This is a genomic window from Cupriavidus sp. UGS-1 (genome assembly GCF_021213615.1).
Lineage (GTDB): Bacteria > Pseudomonadota > Gammaproteobacteria > Burkholderiales > Burkholderiaceae > Cupriavidus.
Map to the genome: position 1 here is coordinate 14,002 of NZ_JAJQJF010000003.1, position 18,217 is coordinate 32,218.

Sequence of the window (18,217 nt, forward strand, 5' to 3'; positions counted from 1 at the left end):
CGCACGCGGGGGCGCATGCCCTTGCCCTTTGTCATCCACTTCGCAATCCTCATGTGGCCATGCCCGGCAGGAATGATCCGCGCTGGCCAACACAGACTCGAACGATGACCGGCACCGTCCAGGTCCCGCGTCATCCTTCACGAGCGCGCATGGCGCAGCATGCCGATGCCGCCTTTGTCCGCGACCTGTCCTTGTAGTCGCGTGGGGACTTCCCCGGCAAGACGCTGGCTTCGGATGACCTGCGACGAAGAGGCGCGCGCGTGTCCGCATTGCGCGGCTTTGCGAGGCTTCACGCGGCTTCACGCTTCACGTATTCGCCCGGCAGGCCGCCCCTTTCCGCCTCTGTCCGATTCCGCCCAGCGTCGTGACCCTGTTGGCGCTTCCGTGTCCGTCTTCGCGACGGCAGGGGCGGCGCTCGTCTATTCGACGCCGAGGTAATCATGAGCAATGTTCCTCTTCGCATTCCCGGTGGCATCGGCCGATGCCTCGTGGCCGTTGGCACCGCGTCGGTGCCCTTGCTGCTGGCGGTCGCGCCGGCCCACGCGCAGACGCCTGCGGGGCCCGCGCCCACGCCCCATACGCAGGAAGCCAAGGACCCGACCAGCAACTTCACCGCTCGCTGGACGCGCGCCGATGCGCGCCAGATCATGGCGATGTCATCGCCCAACGTCAGCCCCGGGCAGAACTCGCTGCCGCTGCATCTGACGATGCCGGACATACCGGCCAATTTCCCGCAGACCAACGATCGCGTGTGGGTCTGGGACACCTGGCCGCTGACCGATGCGAGGGCCAACCAGTACAGCTACAAGGGCTGGGAAATCATCTTCTCGCTGACCGCCGATCGCAATGCGGGCTATACGTTCGACGACCGGCATATCCACGCGCGCATCGGCTACTTCTATCGCCGCGCCGGCATTCCGGCCTCCCGGCGGCCCGCGAACGGCGGCTGGATCTATGGCGGCCACCTGTTCCCGGACGGATCGAGCGTGCGGATATTCGGCGGTGTGCCGATGACCCACAACGCCGAATGGTCCGGCTCGACGCGGATCATGCCGGATGGCCGCATCGTCGTGTTCTATACCGCGACGTCGTTCAATCGGTCGAGCCCGTCTGGCGGCAATATCACGCCGCCGATCGCGATCATCGCAAAGGCGGAAGGGCGCGTGGAAGCGGATCACAATGGCGTGCGCCTGACCGGCTTCAATGACCATATGAAGCTGCTGGAGCCGGACGGCACCTGGTACCAGACCGGCCAGCAGAACGAGTTCTTCTCGTTCCGCGATCCCTTCACCTTCGAGGATCCGGCCAATCCCGGCGTCACCTTCATGGTGTTCGAAGGCAACACCGCCGGCCCGCGTGGCGCGCGCACCTGCACCGAGCAGGACCTGGGCTACGCACCGAACGACCCGCATCGGGAAGACCTGAACGCGGTGATGGATTCCGGCGCGGTGTTCCAGAAGGCCAACGTGGGACTGGCGGTGGCGATCAACCGGCAATTGAGCCAATGGGTGTTCCTGCCGCCGATCCTGTCGGCCAACTGCGTCAACGACCAGACCGAGCGGCCGCAGATCTATATCAAGGACGGCAAGTACTACCTGTTCACGATCAGCCATCGTTCGACCTATGCCGCCGGGGTCGACGGCCCCGACGGCGTCTATGGCTTCGTCGGCAACGGCGTGCGCAGCGACTACCAGCCGTTGAACAATGGCAGCGGACTGGTGCTCGGCAATCCCACCGACATGAACCGTCCGCGCGGCGAGCCGTTCGCGCTCGATCCGACGCAGAACCCGCGCACCTTCCAGTCGTATTCGCACTACGTGATGCCGGGCGGGCTGGTCGAGTCCTTCATCGATGCCATCGGCCCGCGGCGCGGCGGCTCGCTCGCGCCGACGGTGCGCATCGACATCCAGGGCGCCAACACGGCAGTCGATCGGAACTATGGCGTCAATGGCCTCGGCGGCTATGGCGACATCCCGGCCAACCGCGAGGCGTTGTTCAGCTTGCGCGGCGTGCTGATCGGCGATCTCGTGCGCCGGCTGTTCGATTGACGGAGGCGGCCATGCGAAGAATCGCTCGTTTGCCACGCATGCTGCCGGCCGCCGCGCCGCTGCTGTTGATAGCGCTGGCGGTGGCGGGATGCGGAGGGGGCTCGCCGGACGAGGGTGCACGGCTGAGCGAGGCGGCGCAGCGCGCGCTGGCCGATGCTCCGCCGACCGCGCCGCCGGATACGGTATCGGCGGCAGAAAGCGTGGCCCAGGGCGCTGAGGGCGCGGCCGAAGGCGTGATCGAAGGCGAGGGTCCCGAAACGGCCGGCCCGCCGCCCGTCGCGCCCCATCCGACCCGCCTGATGATCCTGGAAGATGGACTGTACGCCCGTGACGCCGGCGACAACTGGAAGAAGTACGAGAACGGGAGCTGGGTGTCCGTGCACGCGCCGCAGCTTCCGCCGGGCATGCAGTAGCGTGCCGCCGGCCCGGGTCGGTCCTGTCAGCTCTTCAGCGCCTTCGGCTCCAGATGCCACAGCGTGCGGTCGCTGGTCGATACGGCGACCGCGCCGTGGGCCAGCGCGCTGCGGATGTCGTCCTGGTTGCAGACAAAGCCCGAGGTGACGATCGGAGGCAGCCCCTTGCGGTCCGCCTCGGGCAGATGTGCCAGCATCGGCGCCGGCATGATCTGCACGAGATTCGGGTCGCTTTGCTCCAGCGCCTTGACGCTGCGCGGCCAGGTCGAGCGGTCGGTCACGAAGACCTTCTGCATGGTCACCATGCCGGCGCGGTTGGCGCGCTGGATGGTGGCCACGCGGGTCGAGACCAGGCTCGCCACGCCGATGTCGGCCAGGTAGTCGACGCCGCCCTTGTCCTGCGACAGCCCTTCGCAGCTGTCGATATTGACGATGACGTATTTGCCGGCCTGCGTCAGCGTGGCGATCACCGGCTGCAGCTTGCGCAGCTCGACGTTGGCGACGATCGACACCTCGGCCGCACTGTCGACGAAGGCGCCGACCTGTTCGACCCCGTACAGCGTGGCAATGACGGGATGCCGCATCAGGCGTGCACCGAGGGATTTATCCATGGCGTCTATCGGGCTTCGTGGGAAAGGGCGTCGGTCAGGCCCAGCTTCCCGGGGTTCAGGATGTTGTGCGGATCGAGCGCGCGCTTGACGGCCTCGAGCAGCGGGAACGCGCTGCCCAGCGACGGCGCCATGTACGGAGCGCGCAGCAGGCCGATGCCGTGATGGTGGCTCAGCGCGGCATTGTATTGAATCAGCACCGCGTTGGCCGCATCCCAGGCGGCGCGATACCAGCGTTGCCGGTCCTCGACCGCGACCTCGCCGCGCAGCGAGAAGTACAGGCAGGCGCCGTCGATATAGGCGTGCGACTGATGCGCGGAGCCCGCCAGCGTGCCCGGCACCGCATTGATCGCGGCGACCACGTCGCGATAGATATCGGCCAGCGCGCTCCACGGCCCGCACATCTCCAGCGTATCGGCGACGAAGCCCGGGCTGCGCTTGAAGCCCTCGGCGCTCTTGCCGGTCAGGTAGCGCGTATCGAGCCAGCGTTCGAAGATCGCGTCGCTGTCCAGCGGTTCGCCGAGCTCGCGGCACACGCGTTCGCTGATCGCCATCACTGCCTCGACCACCTCGGGCGCGCCTTCGTCGGCGACCAGCAGCACATTGGTGTCGGGCAGGCCGAACTGCACGCCGCTCTCCAGTTCGTCGTAGAGCCGTAGCGCGGCCGGATTGCCGCCTTGCTGCAGGATCTGCCGGCAGGCCTCCAGGCCGATCGCGAACGTCTTGAAGCCATAGGCAATGGCACGGCCGTGGTCCGGCAGCCGATGCAGCTTCAGCCGTACGCGGACGATCACGCCCAGCGTGCCCTCCGAGCCGATGAACAGCTGCTGCAGGTCCGGCCCGAGCGCCGCGCGCGAATAGCCGCCGACGGTGACGAGCCGACCGTCGGCCAGCACCACGTCCATGCCGAACACCATGTCCTCGATCTTGCCGTAGCGCGTCGACAGCTGGCCGGCGCCGCGGCACGCGACCCAGCCGCCGACGGTGCTGATGGCGTAGGACGACGGCCAGTGGCCCATCGTCATGCCGTATTCGCGCTGGATGGTCTGCTCGAAGATGTCGCCGAACATGCCGGCCTCGACCTCGACGATCTGGCTGTCCCGATCGAAACCGAGCAGCCGGTTCAGGCCGCAGACGTCCAGCACGATGCCGCCGCGCACCGGCAGCGCGGCGCCGGTGACATTGCTGCGGCCGGCGGACACCGTCACCGGGATGGCACGCTCGCTGGCGATGCGCATCACCGCCTGCACCTGCTCGACGGTGGACACGCGCACGATCGCCGCGCGCGGCGTGGCGGGCTTGCCGGCGGTCTCGGTCATCATCGAACCGGCCCACCAGTCGCGCGTCCACGCGACCACGCTGCCGGTATCGGTCAGCACCTCGTCGGCGGCCTGCCGCAGCGCCGCGAGCGCCGCGGCGTCGACCGTCACGGCTTCGTGCTGCAGCCCCGGCTCATCGGGCGTCTGCGCGATGGTGGCGGCGTAGCCTGGCGGCGTGTGCGCGCCCACCACGTAGTTGCCGCGGTTGTAGCCGCGCTTGATGGCTTCCTTGCTGATCATGCTGCATCTCCCATGAGTACGGATTTTTCGACGGCAATGGCGTCCAGGTAGTCCCCGACCTGCCGTGCCACGGCCCCCTCGGACAATCCGAGTTCGGCCTGCAGAAGCTGGCCCACGCGCGCGGCGGCACGCGCGGAGGCGTCGCGCGCCATCAGGCGGGCGCGCATGCGGCGCGACAGCACGTCGTCGACGGTCGCCGCGAGCTCGTGGCGGGCCGCGTAGACGACCTCGGCCTCGGTGTAGGGCAGGCCCTCGACGATTGGCCGCGCGAGGCGCGGATCGGCCTGCAGGAGGTCGCTGACGAAGCGCGCCTCGGTGCCGTAGCGCTCGCCGAGATGGGCGGACAGGCCGCCCGAGGCGACGATGGCCTGCGCGTCGTAGCCCGCCGCGCCCAGCAGCCAGGCCGATTTCGTGCGGCAGGCCGCGCGCTTGCCGATGACCTTCTGCGCCGCGTCGATCGTCTGCTCGGCCATATGGCGCGAGGTCGTCAGCTTGCCGCCGACCACGGTCACCAGCCCGTCGTCGGCGATGCGGATGTCGTGATCGCGGGGAATCTCCAGCGTCTTGCCGCCGGGCGGGGCCACCAGCGGGCGGCATCCCGCGATGCTGCCGACCACGTCCTCGGGCTGCAGGTCGGTCTTCAACGCCGAGCGTGCCCCCTCGAGCAGGAAATCGAGCTCGCGGCGCGTGCACAGCACGTTGTCGAGATCGCCCTCGTAGTCCTCGTCCGTGGTGCCGAGGTAAGAGACGTTGCCCCAGCGCGTGATGGTGGCGCGGCGATTGCGGCCCGGCACCGGGATCGTCACCGTGCAGTCGTTGCGGATCTTCAGCCAGGGGATCGCGACGTGGACGCCCTTGGCGGGCCGGATATGCAGCGTCTTCGCTTCGCCGGCCTTGCGCCCCGTCCAGTCGCGCAGCCAGACGCCGGTCGCCATCACGACCACGCCGGCGCGCACGCGGATCTCGCGTTCGCCGGCCTGGACGATCGCGCCGTCGACCTTGCCGCGCCTGTCGCGCGTGATCTCGGCCACGCGGGCGTGGTTGACCACGGCGGCGCCATGGAAGGCCGCGGTGCGCGCGATATTGAGCGTCAGCCGGGCGTCGTCGACGCGCGCGTCGAAGTACATGAAGCCGCCGGTCAGGTATTGCTCGTTGAAGGTCGGGCAGTGCGAGAGCACCTCGGCCTTGGTCAGCTTCTGGTGCAGGATGCCCTCGCGCCAGCCGCCGGCCAGGTCGTAGGTCCACAGCAGGCTGTCGAAGGCCTTGGCCAGGCGTTTGTCGAACACGCCGTCCCGCTCCATCACCGGAAACAGGAACGGCAGCCGCTGCACGAGATGCCGTGCATTGCGGCGCAGCCGCTGGCGCTCGAGCAGCGAATGGCGGACCAGGCGGAGATTGCCGTGCTCGATATAGCGCAGGCCGCCGTGCACCATCTTCGACGACTTGGACGAGGTGCCCGAGGCGAAGTCGTCCTTCTCGACCAGGGCGACGCGGTAGCCGCGCAGCGCGGCATCGAGCGCGGTGTACGCGCCGGTGACGCCGCCGCCGACCACCAGCACGTCGAACGGCTCGCCGTGCAGCCGGTCGAGCTGCTCCTGACGATCCAGCCGCAGGGGCTCGGTGCTGGCCATGGCGGCACGCGCGCGGCCGGCGCTTCGGGATGGCAGAACCATCATGCTGATTGCTTCTCCTTGTTGTTGGCGGGCGATGAAGCGGTGGCGCGGGCGTGGGCCTGCGCGTGGACATGGGCGACGGCATCGACGTGCTCCAGCTCCGATGCGACACGCGCATGCCACAGGGAACGGCGCTGCTCGCGCTCGTCGGCGCCGATCGCGGGCTCGAACACCGCGTCGGCGGCGGTGGTGGCGCGGGCCTGCCGCAGGTCGTCCCACAGCAGGCCGGACGAGCCGGCAAGGAAGGCGATGCCGCGCAGGCTGGCGCGGTCGGTCTCCTTCATGCGCAGGATCGGCAGGCCGGTCAGGTCGGCCTGCATCTGCAGCAGCGCGTCGCTGCCGGACAAGCCGCCGCCGACCAGCAGGCTCGATACCTCGACGCCTGCCATGTCGCGGTTCGCCTCGATGCACGAGCTGACCGAATGGGCGATGCCGTCGAGGATCGCGTAGGCGATCTCGGCCTGCGTGGTCGCCATCGAGATGCCGTTCAGCGCCGCGCGCGCGGCCGGCTCCATGCGCGGCACGCGCAGGCCGGTCAAGGCGGGGATGAAGGTCACGCCGCCGGCGGAAGACACGCCGGCCGCCAGCGCGCTGATCTGGCGGGCGTCGTCGAACCAGCGCAGCTTGTCGCAGATCCAGTTCAGTGCCGAGCCGGTGGTGGCGACGAACGTCTCGACCGAGAAGTGCGACTGGCCGCCGTGGCGGCGCGCGGTCATCGTCAGCGTGCTGTCGGAGCGGCCCATCGCTGGCGGCAGCGTGGGGCCGACAATCAGGTCGACGAAGCTGCCGGTGCCGTGCAGGCACATCGATTGGCCGGCGTCCAGGCAGCCGAGACCGACCGCACCGGCCAGCTGGTCGCCGGCGCAGGCGAGGATCGGCACGTCGATGCCGAGCAGGTCGGCACGCGTGCGGCCGAAGTCGTCGGCGTCCTGCCGCAGCGCGGGCAGCAGCTCGGCGGGAAAGCCCAGCGCATCGAGCCAGTCGAGCCGATAGCGGTGCTCGGCAAGCACATAGGCGCTGCACGAGGTGGCGTTGGTCGGCGTCGTCACGACGGCGCGCTCGCTCGACAGATGCCAAAGCAGCCAGCTGTCGATCGTGCCGAAGGCGAGCCGCCGCGCGCGCCACGCATCCGCGATCGCCGGCGTCTCGCGCAGATGCCGCGCGGCCCACAGATAGGGCGAGCGCACGCCGGCCGGGCGGCCGACGGTGGGCCGCAGTTTCGCATCCCAGTCGGCGGCAAGGCGATCCAGTTCGGCGGCGTAGCGCGTGTCCTGCCACACCATCGCGGGCACCAGCGCGCGGCCCGTGGCGGTATCCCACAGCACCGCGGTGGCGCGCTGCGTCGCGATGGCGAGCGCCACCACGCGCAGTCCTTGACGATCGGCGTGAGCCAGCGTCGCGCGGCACACCGCCAGCGTCTTGTCGAGCAGCACGTTTGCATCCTGCTCGACCACGCCGGGGCGCGGCGAATCGACGTTCAGCGTCGTGTATTCGAGGCACGAGACATGGCCGTCCGCGCCGACCAGCGCGGCACGGGTGCCGGAGGTGCCTTCGTCGATGGCGAGAATGACGTCGGTGGTGCGGGTCATGGCCGGGACTTCTCGATGGCGGGATTCAGGAAGGGCGAGGCCGCATCCGCGTCGCCGCGGAACTGCGGGGCATCGGCCTCGTTGTCAGGATGGACGGCCGTGCGGGTCGGATCCCAACGGATCGCAAAGCAGATCACGCTGGCAACCAGCGGCACCACCGACAGGATCAGGAAGGTCTTCTCCAGCCCGTACTCGGCGCGGAACAGCGGGAAGACCAGCAGGCCCAGCGCGGCGCCGATCGCGCCGAGCGCGCCGATCACGCCGTTGGCGCCGGCGCGCAGTTCGCTGCGGAAGGACAGCGAGGACAGGCTCTTGCCGTTGGCGCCCGGGCCGCCGGAATGGAACAGGATGAACAGCGACGGCACCACCACCGCGACCCACAGCGGCATCTTGCCGTTGAACAGGCCCAGCACCAGCAGCATTGCGAACACCGCGGCAAAGCCGAAGGCGGAGGCGCGGCGCAGGCCCAGCTTGCGGCCGATCGTCGGCGACAGGAAGCCGCCGACGATGCCGCAGACGTTGAAGACGAGCGCGCCGATGGTCGCGTAGACGAAGTCCTTGCCGAACAGCGCGGCGCTGATCAGCGGCAGGTACCAGCCGATCGCGAAATACTGGATCGACTGACCGATCTGCACGGTCGCAGCCAGGATCGTGCGCGGCAGATAGATGCCGCGGAAGATCAGCAGCACATTGGCCAGGCCGCGGCGGGCCTGGTTCAACACCGGAATGCGTTCGGCCGGCGGCGCAGCGGTGAAGGGCCGGCCATAGATGCGCGTCATGGCCTGCGCGGCGGCGTCGAGCCGTTCCTTGCGGGCGAGCCAGGTCGGGCTCTCGACCAGGAACAGCAGCTGCAGCACCAGGATCGCCACGCCGAAGATCGCGGTGGCCGCCACCGAGTAGCGCCAGATCGCGTCGCCGACCTGCCACGAGTGGAACAGCAGCGCCAGCAGCAGATTGGTGCAGACGGCCGTGTACCACATGCCTTGCCAGGTATTGAGCCGGCTCTTGAGCTTGACCGGCGTGAACTCGGCCAGCACGGCCATCGCGATGGCGAAGTCGATGCCGTAGGCGGCGCCGACAAAGAAGCGGCCGACCAGGATCACTTCAAAGGTCGGCGCGAATACGACCAGCACGGCGCCGACCACGGCCAGCACCTTGGCCAGCACCAGCGGGCGCACGCGGCCCCAGCGGTCGGCCATCCAGCCGCCGATCGGATTGAACGCGATCGCTACCCACGAGGCGAACGAGGTCAACAGCGCGACCTGTGCCGGGGCGAGCGCGAGATCGCGCGTCATCGGCCCCAGGCCGGCGCTCAATGCGGAATTGGAAAAGGCGTCGAGAAACAGTCCACCGAGTGCGAGCCACCAGATCAGGCCGGCTCTGCCCCGTATACCTGGACAGGAATCGATATAGGCGATGACATCGTCGATGCCACGAAGGCGGATGGCAGGCGCTTGCACGGCGGTCTCCTTTCATTGTTCTGTAAGAGGCCGCAGCAAACTGCACGCGCTAAGAGACCATCCTACAGATGGTCTCTTATCTGAATCTGCCCGGCCAATGTAGGCCGTCGGACTTGATCAGTCAAGCGGGAAAACCCTGCCGGCGCCATTTCGGGAACGGCGGGAAAGCCGGGATGTCGATCACGTATGCACGGCTCGGCGACGGCCGAGACGACACGTAGATGGAGGGCGACATGTCGCATCTGAACCCGGAACAACTGGCCGCGCTGCGCGGACGGCTGGACGCGCGCGAGCGGGAACTGGAGCCGCTTTATCAGCAGGGGCGCGACCGTCCATCCAGCAACCCGGCCAGGGAGCCGCAGGACCTCGTCGACACCGCCGAGGGCGTCAACGAGGAGCTCGACCGCGCCGCGTTGCAACAGCACTACCGCGGCGAACTGGACGACATCGCGCAGGCGCGCGAGCGCATGGATGCCGGCGAATACGGCGTCTGCCAGGACTGCGAGCAGGAGATTCCGTACGAGCGCCTGCTCGCCAATCCGACGGCAACACGCTGTGCGCCGTGCCAGGAACGGCGCGAGCGCACGTTCGCCACGTAGGCCGCCGGCTCGCGCCTGCCCGTGCACGCGAGCGGGAGCGCAAGTGGACGGCTGCCACCGCTCAGGCCATCACTGCCATCGCTGGTAGGGCCTGTCGCGCCTGCAGTTCCGCGGGCTTGATCTCGCCGAACGGCGACAGCAGCGCGGGATCGAAGGCACGCGGTGCGACGCCTTTCGCCACGCGCATCGGCCAATCGGGATTGGCCAGCGCGCCGCGGCCCAGCGCGACCAGGTCGGCGCCATCGGCCAGCGCGTCTTGCGCTCGCGCCGGATCGTGCAGGCTGCCGTTGGCGATCACGGTCAGATGCGGCGCGGCAAGCCGCGCATGCTGGACCAGCGTGCGCGTGTCGCCGGGGAAGGCAGGCTGCCAGGCCTCGAACTCCGTCACGTGTAGAAAGTCGATGCCCGTCGCGGCCAGCGTGCCGAACACGATCGCCGCGCCCTCGGCTCCCTCGGCCCACTTGTGCGTGAAGTCATTGACCTTGCCTTGCGAAATGCGCACGCCGACAGGAAAGGCGTCGCCGACCGCGGCACGGACGGCGCGCGCGGTCTGCTCGGCGAGCCGGATGCGTTGGCCGATGGCGCCGCCCCAGGCATCGTTGCGCCGATTGGTGTAGTCGGTCAGGAACTGGTCGAGCAGATAGCCGTTGGCGCCGTGGATCTCGATACCGTCGAAGCCGGCGATGTCCCTCGCCAGCCGGGCCGCCTCGGCGAAGCCGTCAATCGCCGCGTCGATCTCGTGCGGCTCGATCGCGCGGGGTGTGCGATAGGGCCCGTTGCCGCGATAGACGCCCATCTGCTTGCCCTTTGGCGTGATGGCGGACGGGCCCACCGTCTCGTCGCGGAAGCGATTGGCCTGCGACAGCGCGCCCGCGTGCATCAGTTGCACGAAGATGCGGCCGCCGGCATCGTGCACGGCGTCGGTGACCGCGCGCCAGGCGCGCGTCTGTTCGATGTCGGTCAGGCCGGGCTGCCCGGCATAGCCCTGCGCATCGGCGCGGTCGGTGTAGGTGCCTTCGGTGACGATCAGCCCGAAGCCGCCGCGCGCGAAGCCCGCGTAGTAGTCGACCATCACCGGCGTGGGTACGCCCTCGGGCGTCGCGCTGATGCGCGTCATCGGCGCGACGACGAGGCGGTTGGGCAGGGCGATGCCGTTGATATCGAGCGGATCGAACAGCGTCGGTCGTGCCTGGGCGTTCATGCCGGCTCTCCTTCGGCCACGGCGATGGCCTCGATCTCGATCAGCGCCTCGGGCGAATACAGGCTGGAGATCTCGACGATGGTGTCGGCCGGATAGGGCGCCGAAAACCATTTGCGGCGCAGCTCGACGATCTTGCCGAAGTTGTCCATCGACTTCAGGAAGATCGTGACCTTGGCCACGCGGTCCAGGCTCGAGCCCGCGGCTTCCAGCGCGCGTTGCAGGTTGCGGAAGGCCTGCTCGGCCTGCTTGTCGAAGTCGCCGCGGCCGACGATGTTGCCGTCGTCGCCGATCGCGGCCTGCCCCGAGATAAAGACCAGGTTGCCGACGCGGATGCCTTGCGACAGCAGGAACGGCGCGTACGGATCGGGGGTGGTGCGAACTTGTTCGAGCAGCATGGGGAGACTCCAGGGTAAAGTTGAGGGAATTTCATCCGTCAGGCGGCCATCGCAAACACTATCGCGTTGCCCCGCGGAGAATGGTCCCAGTATCGTGATCCCATGCAGAGCCGACAAATGGTCAAATCTCAGGATATGGATGAGTTTGGCTCATCCGTGACGACATCATGCGGCGCCTGCCTCCACTGAGCGCGCTGCGCGCCTTCGAGGCGGCCGCCAGGCGCATGAGCTTCAAGCGGGCGGCCGACGAATTGAACGTGACCGCGACGGCGATCAGCCACCAGATCCGTCTGCTGGAGCAATGGCTCGGGGTCAGGCTGTTCGAGCGCGAAACGCGCAAGGTCGACCTGACCGCGAGCGGACGGCTGCTGTTTCCGGCGATCCGCGACGGGCTCGATGGCTTCGAGCGTGCCGTAGCGGCGGTACAGCGGCAGCGCGCGGCCAATATCGCCACGCTGTCGTCGACGGTGGCCTTCGTCGCCAAGCGGCTCGCGCCGCGCGCAGGGTCGTTTCGCGCCGCGCATCCGGACTGGACGCTGCGGCTCGATGCGTCGAACGCCGTCGTGGACCTCGACAGCGATGCCGACGTGGCGATCCGCTATGGCGGCGGCTACTATCCGGGGCTGACGGTCGAGCCGCTGTTCCAGGACCGCTTTGCGCCGGTCTGCAGCCCGCACCTGAAGCTGTCGTCGCTGGCCGATCTGCGCGACGCCGAACTGATCCATTTCGAATGGGGCGCCGGCGTGCGGCAGGACCCGCGCGCCGCGGTCTGGCCGCACTGGCTCGAACGCGCGGGCGCCGACGGGGTCGACGGGTCGTCGGGGCTGTCCTTCACCGACGAGATCCACGCGATCCAGGCCACCATCGCGGGGCAGGGCGTCGGCTTGCTGAGCCTGACGCTGGTCGCCGAAGAACTGGCATCGGGCGTGCTGGTGCAGCCGTTCGAATTGTCGCTGCAGAGCTTCCGCTACGACCTGGTCTACAGCCCGCGCGCGGCAGAACGGCCAGCCACTCGGCTGGTGCGCGACTGGGTTCACGCCGAGTTTGGCGCCGTACCGCCGGAAACGGCCTTGACGCCCGGCTAGAATGGCGCGCATGCAATCTGAGCACTGCTGACAAACGGGCAACCGACGATGACGAGTACAGCGACGCCGGTGTTCTGGCGCGATCCTTCCCTGTCGTTTATCGAGGCGCGTTGGATCGAGGACGGCCGCCGCATCCGCTACGGCGCGCATTCGCACGAGACCTTCTCGATCGGTGCGGTGACCGGCGGCCGCAGCGTCTACGTCAGTGGCCGCATGCGCGCCGGTGTCGGTGCCGGGGCCGTCGTGCTGATGAATCCCGAAGAGGTGCACGCCTGCAATCCGCTCGACGATGCGCCGTGGTCGTATCGGATGCTGCATGTCGACGCCGGCTGGCTGGGCGCGCTGCAGCACGATCAGGGCTTCGACCGCAACAGCGACTTCCAGGCGTTTTCGACGCGGGTCAGCGACGATGCCGCGCTGCATCGCGCGTTGGGCCGCTTCCATGCCTTGCTGACGGACGAGGGCATCGAGCCGATGCGCAAGGAGGAGGCTGCCATTGCGTTTTTTTCGGAGGTGCATCGGCGTCTTCTGCCGGCGCTGAGGCCGCGGTCTTCCGATACCGGCGAGAACGGAGCGCATCGCCACTGGCCGGCATATCGGCTGCGGCGCGCCGCCGAATATATCGACGCCAATTTCGCGCGGCCGCTGCGGCTTGGCGATATCTGCGCCGCCGCGCAGTTGTCCGAATCGCATCTGATCCGCGCCTTCAAGCAGCACTATGGGCTGACGCCGCACGCCTATCTGGTCAATCGGCGCGTGCAGTACAGCCGCAGCCAGCTCAAGCGGGGCCGCGCGATTTCGGATGTCGCGCTGGAAGCGGGATTCGCCGATCAGGCCCACCTGCAACGGGTGTTCAAGCGAATGGTCGCCGCCACGCCGGCGCAATATCAGCGCATGCGCTGAGACCGGCTCGCGGCCGACGGGGCTTCAACGCTCGACCAGAAACAGGGCGCTGGCGACCAGCAGCAGCGCCATCGCGCGATTGAAGAGGCGCACGCGGCGCGCATCGCGCAGATAACCGCGCAGGAACGCCCCGGCATAGGCCCAGCAGGCGATCGACAGATAGCAGACCACGAAATAGATCGCCGCGAAGCGCCACACCTGTACGCCGGCGCCATCGGCCGCGTAGACGCCGATGCCGGCCACCGACGCCAGCCAGGCCTTGGGATTGAACCATTGCATCGCCGCGCCATACAGGAACGACGGCCCTTTGCCGCCGCCGCTCGCCTCGATTGCTCCCTCGTCGGTAGCCAGCTTCCACGCCATGAACAGCAGGAAGGCGATGCCGCCCCAGCGGATCGCCGTCGTCAACGCGGGCCACTGCGTCAGCAGTCGATGCATGCCCAGGCCGACCAACAGCAGCAGCACGGAAAAACCGACGGTCGCGCCGGTGACATGACGCAGGCTCGCGCGCAGGCCGTGCTGCGCGCCGGCGCTGAGCGCCACGATATTGACCGGCCCGGGCGTGATCGAGGAGACCAGGGCAAAGGCGGCCATGGACAGCAGCAGGGGCAGAGAGGCCATCGTTGCGCTCCGGATTGGACGATGGCGCATGCTAGAAGCGGCCATGGGCCGCTGTATTGAACAAAACTGCTTCGGCAAAAAAACGGGCTTCCGAAGAAGCCCGCATCAGTTCCGGCGTGTGCCGGGGTGGAGATCGATCAGGCGGGTACCTGCGTGCCGGCTGCCGCCGCCTCCTCCTTCGAGAACAGCCGTCTGGATGTCGCCACATGCCCCGCCAGCACTGGCCGCAGCACCATCAGCGCCAGGAAGGCCGCGATCAGGTCCATGGTGGCCACCGTGTACAGCACGGTGGACCAGGTGCCGGTTGCTTCCATGATCAGGTTGCCGATCGGCACGAACAGCGCGCCGATGCCCTTGGCGGTATAGAGCACGCCGTAGATCTTGCCGATGTGCTTGGTGCCGAAGGCATCCCCGGCCAGCGCGGAGAACAGCGAGTAGACCTCGCCCCAGGCCAGGAACACGACGCCGGACAGGATCAGGAAGGCATACGGGTTGTGGCCGAAATACCCCAGCGCGATGATGCCCATCCCCTCCAGCGAGAAGGCGATCACCATGGTTTTCTCGCGGCCGATATGGTCGGAGATCCAGCCGAACAGCGGACGCGAGATTCCGTTCATCACGCGGTCGAGCATCAGTGCCAGCGGCAGGGCGGCCATCACGAAGAAGTGCAGGTCGACCTGGAAGTCCTTGACGCCGAGGTCCTTGGCGATGACGCCCAGCTGTGCCACGGCCATCATGCCGCCGGTGACCACCAGCACGAACATCACCAGCATCAGCCAGAACAGCCTGGTGCAAAGCGCTTCCTTCAACGTGTAGTCGCGCGTGGCCTGCGCCAGCTTGTTCGATGCCTTGACCTCGGTTGCCTTCGGCGAGCGCAGGAACCAGGCGGCCGCGAACGCCAGCGTGCCTTGCAGCACCCCGAAGAACAGGAAGGTGTGCTGGAAGCCCGAGGACTCGATCATCGCCGCGATCGGCAGGATCGTGGCGGCCGAGCCGGCGCCGTAACCGCCCGCGGTCAGGCCGACCGCGAGACCGCGGCGGTCGGGGAACCACTTGATCGCGTTGTTGATGCAGGTCGCGTAGATCGAACCGACGCCAAGCCCGCCGACCGCGGCGCCGACGTAGAAGCCCATCAGCGTGGTGGCCTGCGAGTTGATGACCCACGAACTACCCATCAGCAAGGCGCCGAAAGCGACCATCATCCGCGGCCCGAACTTGTCGATGAAATAGCCCTCGATCGGCGCCAGCCAGGTCTGCACCAGCACGAACACCGTGAAGGCGATCTGGATATTGGCGCGCGACCAGCCGAAGGTTTCCTGGATTTCCGGGACGAACAGCGTCCAGGCGTATTGGATGTTGGCGGTGGCGACCATGCAGATGACGCCAACGATCAGCTGTGTCCAGCGCGTCTTTTCGGAGACCTGTGGATTGGGGCGGAATGCCGCCGTCGACGAATTATTCATGGCGCACTCCTTCAATCGTTTGATCCTGCCTGTCCGAATGTGCGGTGCCGCACCTCGGCTGGGATATCGTCGCTAGCATTTCAATGTCTCCTGTATCGTTGGCTTCTATGTCCGTTACACATCCGCTCCTGAAACAAAAAACCCTGCGCTATTGCGCTGCCGGTGGCGGCAGGCGCGATCGGAACTGAAGGATGGGGCGAAGCGGGCTTGCTTAAACTGATCTGGCGGCGATGGACGACCCGGTCGAATCGTTTTCCATGCATTCCTCCTGCCGTTGGTGTCCCTCTGTTGGGGTGCCGGTTGCCATCACGGACATCGCCCCGCTCGCATTGGGTGTGGCGATGGGTTACAAGGTATGTGATATATCAATTAAGTCAAGTGAAAGGGGTGGCAGGGTTTTCACCAGCAGGGATTCATTCCGGAAATCACTATGCTGCGCTGCTTCAGATGAATGGCGAATGATTATGGAAAATAAAATGATTGCCCGTTGAAAATATCTGGCGATGCGGTTTCCATGGTGATGCGGCGCAATATTCGATGCGCCGGGATTGCTGCCGGGAAGATTATTGATTTGATTTGTTTTTTCGCTCGCCATTTTCCTGGCGATATTGCATGTCATTATCGGCGGAGGCGCGCCGGCACCATGAATAACCGCCACCAATGCCGATTGCGCATCGCCGGCTTGCCGGTATCGCGGTAGATTGACGCTCTCGATGGCGAGGGCACGCGGCCCATGACAGAAGACCGCGCCTGCCCAAGCCTGTCTGCACAAAGGAGGGCGAACATGAATCCATCGGCATCCCCGGGCGGCACTCCGCAATCCGCCGACGTCCAGCTGGTCGCGTGGTCCTGGCTGACCCGCACCGGCCTCGATGTGGCCGCCGTGACCCGCACCGCGGATCGCGTACGGGTCGAAGGGCGGGTCCAGGCCCAGTGGGACGACGGCCCGCTGGAACTGGCCTATCGGCTCGAGTGCGAGGCGGACTGGCGCTTTGTCCGGCTCGAGGCCCGCACCGTGTACCAGGGCGATACGCGGGCCCTGGGGCTGGCGTGGGACGGCAGGCAGTGGACCGATGAGCAAGGTCCGCGCGACGACCTTGCCGAGGCCGGCTATATCGACATCATGGCCACCCCGATCACCAACACGCTGCCGGTGTGCCACGCCAGCTGGGAGCCGGGCGTCGCCCAGGTCTTCACGATGGCCTATGTCCGCCTGCCCGAACTGCGGGTCGAGCCGGTCCGGCAGCGCTACACCTTGCTGGCCACGGACACGGACGGTTGCCGCCGCTTCCGTTATGAGACGCTCGGGCCCGCAGGGGAGCGTCAGCAGGCCGGCAGCGGCCTGGGCGGCTACCACGGCCAGGATTCGTCGTTCACCGCCGAGTTGACGGTCGATGCCGGGGGCCTCGTCATCGGCTATCCCCCGTATTGGGACCGGATGCCGGCGGCACGGGCGCTGGCCGCAAGCGGACCCTGACCCTTCGGCAGCACGGCGCTGTCACAAACGGGCCTCGCCAGACGTCTTGTGTTTGACTGGCTGCTACAGTGCCACGCCGGCACCGCAGCGGCGCCATGGTCGCGCCACGGTTGCGCCATGGCATTGACCCTTGACGATCTGGAATGCGATGACCCGCCCATCCGATACCCGCGATCGGCCGGACCCGGCCGCTTATGCCGCCACCGCCGCCACCGCCGCGCCCGCCGATCCCGCCACGCTGACCTTCGCCCGGCTGCGGCCGCGCCTGCACGGCATCGCCTATCGGATGCTGGGCACGGTGGCGGAAGCGGAGGACGTGGTGCAGGACGCCTGGCTGCGTTGGCATGAGGCCGACCGCGGCGGCATCGACAACGCCGAGGCGTGGCTGGTCACCGTCACGACGCGGCTATCGATCGACCGGCTGCGCATGGCCAAGGTCCAGCGCGAGCACTACGCCGGCATCTGGCTGCCGGAACCCGAGCTGTCGGAATCGCCCGCGACCCCCGAGCAGCTGACCGAGCGGGCCGACGACCTGTCGGTGGCCTTCCTGATGCTGCTGGAACGTCTGACCCCGGAGGCGCGCGCGGCCTTCCTGCTGCGCGAAGTCTTCGACGCCGACTACGCGGACGTGGCCCGCACGATCGGCAAGAGCGAGGCCGCCTGCCGCCAGCTGGTCAGCCGCGCCAAGGTGCAGCTGCGCGACGAGCGGCGGCGCTTCGCCGTCCCGCGCGAGACGCATCTGCGTCTGCTGCAAGGGTTTGCCCAGGCGATGGAGCGCGGCGACATGGCGGCATTGCAGTCGATGCTGGCCGAGGACGCGGAGCTGATCGGCGATGGCGGCGGCAAGGTGCCGAGCTTCCCCAAGCCGCTGGTCGGCGGCTGGCGCATCGCCAAGGTGTTCGCGGTCAGCGCGCAGCGCCCCGGCGCTGCGGTCAGCGTCGAACTGGCACTGCTCAATGGCGACTGGGCCTTGCTGCGCTTTGTCGACGGCCAGCTGGAATCGGCGCAGTGCTACGAGACCGACGGCGAGCGCATCGTCCGCATCCACGCCCAGCGCAATCCCGACAAGCTGCTGCGCATCGCGCTCGCGCGCGGCGCCTGCTGAGCGCCTGCATGTTCGTTC

At 67.8% G+C, this 18,217-nt stretch carries 17 protein-coding genes; 7 read left to right on the plus strand and 10 right to left on the minus strand.

Features of this window, described 5'->3' with window-relative positions; all coding sequences use genetic code 11:
• The first annotated feature begins 440 nt into the window (after positions 1–440).
• Complete coding sequence (locus LRR16_RS04960; protein ID WP_083492541.1) at positions 441–2,048, plus strand: glycoside hydrolase family 68 protein; 1,608 nt, start codon at positions 441–443, stop codon at positions 2,046–2,048.
• Positions 2,049–2,059: 11 nt separating this feature from the next.
• Positions 2,060–2,461, plus strand: coding sequence for a hypothetical protein (locus LRR16_RS04965; protein WP_232204972.1), 402 nt, complete (start codon positions 2,060–2,062; stop codon positions 2,459–2,461).
• Between the two features lie 26 nt (positions 2,462–2,487).
• On the opposite strand, the gene LRR16_RS04970 is transcribed toward LRR16_RS04965, so the two are convergent.
• The 5 genes from LRR16_RS04970 to LRR16_RS04990 are packed head-to-tail and all read right to left on the minus strand — an operon-like array spanning position 2,488 to position 9,350.
• Positions 2,488–3,072 (minus strand): glycerol-3-phosphate responsive antiterminator, encoded by a 585-nt coding sequence (locus tag LRR16_RS04970; protein WP_023263759.1) that lies wholly within the window; start codon positions 3,070–3,072, stop codon positions 2,488–2,490.
• 5 nt (positions 3,073–3,077) lie between these two features.
• On the minus strand, positions 3,078–4,628 hold the full coding sequence (locus LRR16_RS04975; RefSeq protein ID WP_232204973.1) for an FAD-binding oxidoreductase: 1,551 nt from the start codon (positions 4,626–4,628) through the stop codon (positions 3,078–3,080).
• The gene (locus tag LRR16_RS04980) at positions 4,625–6,304 is read right to left on the minus strand and encodes a glycerol-3-phosphate dehydrogenase/oxidase (protein ID WP_232204974.1); all 1,680 of its coding nucleotides are present in this window, start codon (positions 6,302–6,304) and stop codon (positions 4,625–4,627) included. Before LRR16_RS04980 ends, LRR16_RS04975 begins: the two co-directional genes overlap by 4 nt.
• The gene (locus LRR16_RS04985) at positions 6,301–7,890 is read right to left on the minus strand and encodes an FGGY family carbohydrate kinase (protein WP_232204975.1); all 1,590 of its coding nucleotides are present in this window, start codon (positions 7,888–7,890) and stop codon (positions 6,301–6,303) included. Before LRR16_RS04985 ends, LRR16_RS04980 begins: the two co-directional genes overlap by 4 nt.
• The gene (locus LRR16_RS04990; protein WP_064576652.1) at positions 7,887–9,350 is read right to left on the minus strand and encodes an MFS transporter; all 1,464 of its coding nucleotides are present in this window, start codon (positions 9,348–9,350) and stop codon (positions 7,887–7,889) included. Before LRR16_RS04990 ends, LRR16_RS04985 begins: the two co-directional genes overlap by 4 nt.
• Before the next feature lie 233 nt (positions 9,351–9,583).
• On the opposite strand from LRR16_RS04990, the gene LRR16_RS04995 reads away from it, so the two are divergent.
• A complete protein-coding gene (locus LRR16_RS04995) occupies positions 9,584–9,949 on the plus strand; it encodes a TraR/DksA C4-type zinc finger protein (RefSeq protein WP_232204976.1) in 366 nt (121 codons plus the stop codon).
• A gap of 61 nt (positions 9,950–10,010) precedes the next feature.
• Here the strand turns inward: LRR16_RS04995 and LRR16_RS05000 are convergent, their stop codons facing one another.
• Entirely contained in the window at positions 10,011–11,150 is a 1,140-nt protein-coding gene (locus tag LRR16_RS05000) for a tRNA-dihydrouridine synthase (RefSeq protein ID WP_232204977.1), read from the minus strand.
• Entirely contained in the window at positions 11,147–11,545 is a 399-nt protein-coding gene (locus tag LRR16_RS05005) for a RidA family protein (RefSeq protein ID WP_232204978.1), read from the minus strand. The genes LRR16_RS05000 and LRR16_RS05005 overlap by 4 nt, the downstream gene beginning before the upstream one ends.
• A gap of 167 nt (positions 11,546–11,712) precedes the next feature.
• On the opposite strand from LRR16_RS05005, the gene LRR16_RS05010 reads away from it, so the two are divergent.
• Positions 11,713–12,630, plus strand: coding sequence for a LysR substrate-binding domain-containing protein (locus LRR16_RS05010; RefSeq protein ID WP_232204979.1), 918 nt, complete (start codon positions 11,713–11,715; stop codon positions 12,628–12,630).
• Between the two features lie 48 nt (positions 12,631–12,678).
• Positions 12,679–13,533, plus strand: a complete 855-nt coding sequence (locus tag LRR16_RS05015) for an AraC family transcriptional regulator (protein WP_232204980.1) — start codon at positions 12,679–12,681, stop codon at positions 13,531–13,533.
• Between the two features lie 24 nt (positions 13,534–13,557).
• Here LRR16_RS05015 and LRR16_RS05020 read toward each other — a convergent pair whose 3' ends face one another.
• The 3 genes from LRR16_RS05020 to LRR16_RS05030 form a co-directional block, all read right to left on the minus strand.
• Positions 13,558–14,145, minus strand: coding sequence for a LysE family translocator (locus LRR16_RS05020; RefSeq protein WP_157072050.1), 588 nt, complete (start codon positions 14,143–14,145; stop codon positions 13,558–13,560).
• A 146-nt stretch (positions 14,146–14,291) separates the two neighbouring features.
• A complete protein-coding gene (oxlT, locus tag LRR16_RS05025) occupies positions 14,292–15,617 on the minus strand; it encodes an oxalate/formate MFS antiporter (RefSeq protein ID WP_006576590.1) in 1,326 nt (441 codons plus the stop codon).
• A 346-nt stretch (positions 15,618–15,963) separates the two neighbouring features.
• Positions 15,964–16,275: a hypothetical protein gene (locus LRR16_RS05030; protein ID WP_232204981.1), complete on the minus strand. Its 312-nt coding sequence runs from the start codon at positions 16,273–16,275 to the stop codon at positions 15,964–15,966.
• A 126-nt stretch (positions 16,276–16,401) separates the two neighbouring features.
• On the opposite strand from LRR16_RS05030, the gene LRR16_RS05035 reads away from it, so the two are divergent.
• On the plus strand, positions 16,402–17,094 hold the full coding sequence (locus LRR16_RS05035) for a putative glycolipid-binding domain-containing protein (protein WP_232204983.1): 693 nt from the start codon (positions 16,402–16,404) through the stop codon (positions 17,092–17,094).
• A gap of 148 nt (positions 17,095–17,242) precedes the next feature.
• Positions 17,243–18,199: an RNA polymerase sigma-70 factor gene (locus LRR16_RS05040; protein ID WP_255674026.1), complete on the plus strand. Its 957-nt coding sequence runs from the start codon at positions 17,243–17,245 to the stop codon at positions 18,197–18,199.
• Positions 18,200–18,217: the final 18 nt, after the last annotated feature.

What these genes read in the sequence shown, in the direction of transcription:
- LRR16_RS04960 (WP_083492541.1), top strand. Translation starts at nt 441, where the DNA reads ATGAGCAATGTTCCTCTTCGCATTCCCGGTGGCATCGGCCGATGCCTC.
- LRR16_RS05015 (WP_232204980.1), top strand. Translation starts at nt 12,679, where the DNA reads ATGACGAGTACAGCGACGCCGGTGTTCTGGCGCGATCCTTCCCTGTCG.
- LRR16_RS04995 (WP_232204976.1), top strand. Translation starts at nt 9,584, where the DNA reads ATGTCGCATCTGAACCCGGAACAACTGGCCGCGCTGCGCGGACGGCTG.
- LRR16_RS04970 (WP_023263759.1), bottom strand. Translation starts at nt 3,072, where the DNA reads ATGGATAAATCCCTCGGTGCACGCCTGATGCGGCATCCCGTCATTGCC.
- LRR16_RS05040 (WP_255674026.1), top strand. Translation starts at nt 17,243, where the DNA reads ATGACCCGCCCATCCGATACCCGCGATCGGCCGGACCCGGCCGCTTAT.
- LRR16_RS04965 (WP_232204972.1), top strand. Translation starts at nt 2,060, where the DNA reads ATGCGAAGAATCGCTCGTTTGCCACGCATGCTGCCGGCCGCCGCGCCG.
- LRR16_RS04985 (WP_232204975.1), bottom strand. Translation starts at nt 7,890, where the DNA reads ATGACCCGCACCACCGACGTCATTCTCGCCATCGACGAAGGCACCTCC.
- oxlT (WP_006576590.1), bottom strand. Translation starts at nt 15,617, where the DNA reads ATGAATAATTCGTCGACGGCGGCATTCCGCCCCAATCCACAGGTCTCC.
- LRR16_RS04980 (WP_232204974.1), bottom strand. Translation starts at nt 6,304, where the DNA reads ATGATGGTTCTGCCATCCCGAAGCGCCGGCCGCGCGCGTGCCGCCATG.
- LRR16_RS05005 (WP_232204978.1), bottom strand. Translation starts at nt 11,545, where the DNA reads ATGCTGCTCGAACAAGTTCGCACCACCCCCGATCCGTACGCGCCGTTC.
- LRR16_RS05035 (WP_232204983.1), top strand. Translation starts at nt 16,402, where the DNA reads ATGAATCCATCGGCATCCCCGGGCGGCACTCCGCAATCCGCCGACGTC.
- LRR16_RS04975 (WP_232204973.1), bottom strand. Translation starts at nt 4,628, where the DNA reads ATGATCAGCAAGGAAGCCATCAAGCGCGGCTACAACCGCGGCAACTAC.
- LRR16_RS05000 (WP_232204977.1), bottom strand. Translation starts at nt 11,150, where the DNA reads ATGAACGCCCAGGCACGACCGACGCTGTTCGATCCGCTCGATATCAAC.
- LRR16_RS05010 (WP_232204979.1), top strand. Translation starts at nt 11,713, where the DNA reads ATGCGGCGCCTGCCTCCACTGAGCGCGCTGCGCGCCTTCGAGGCGGCC.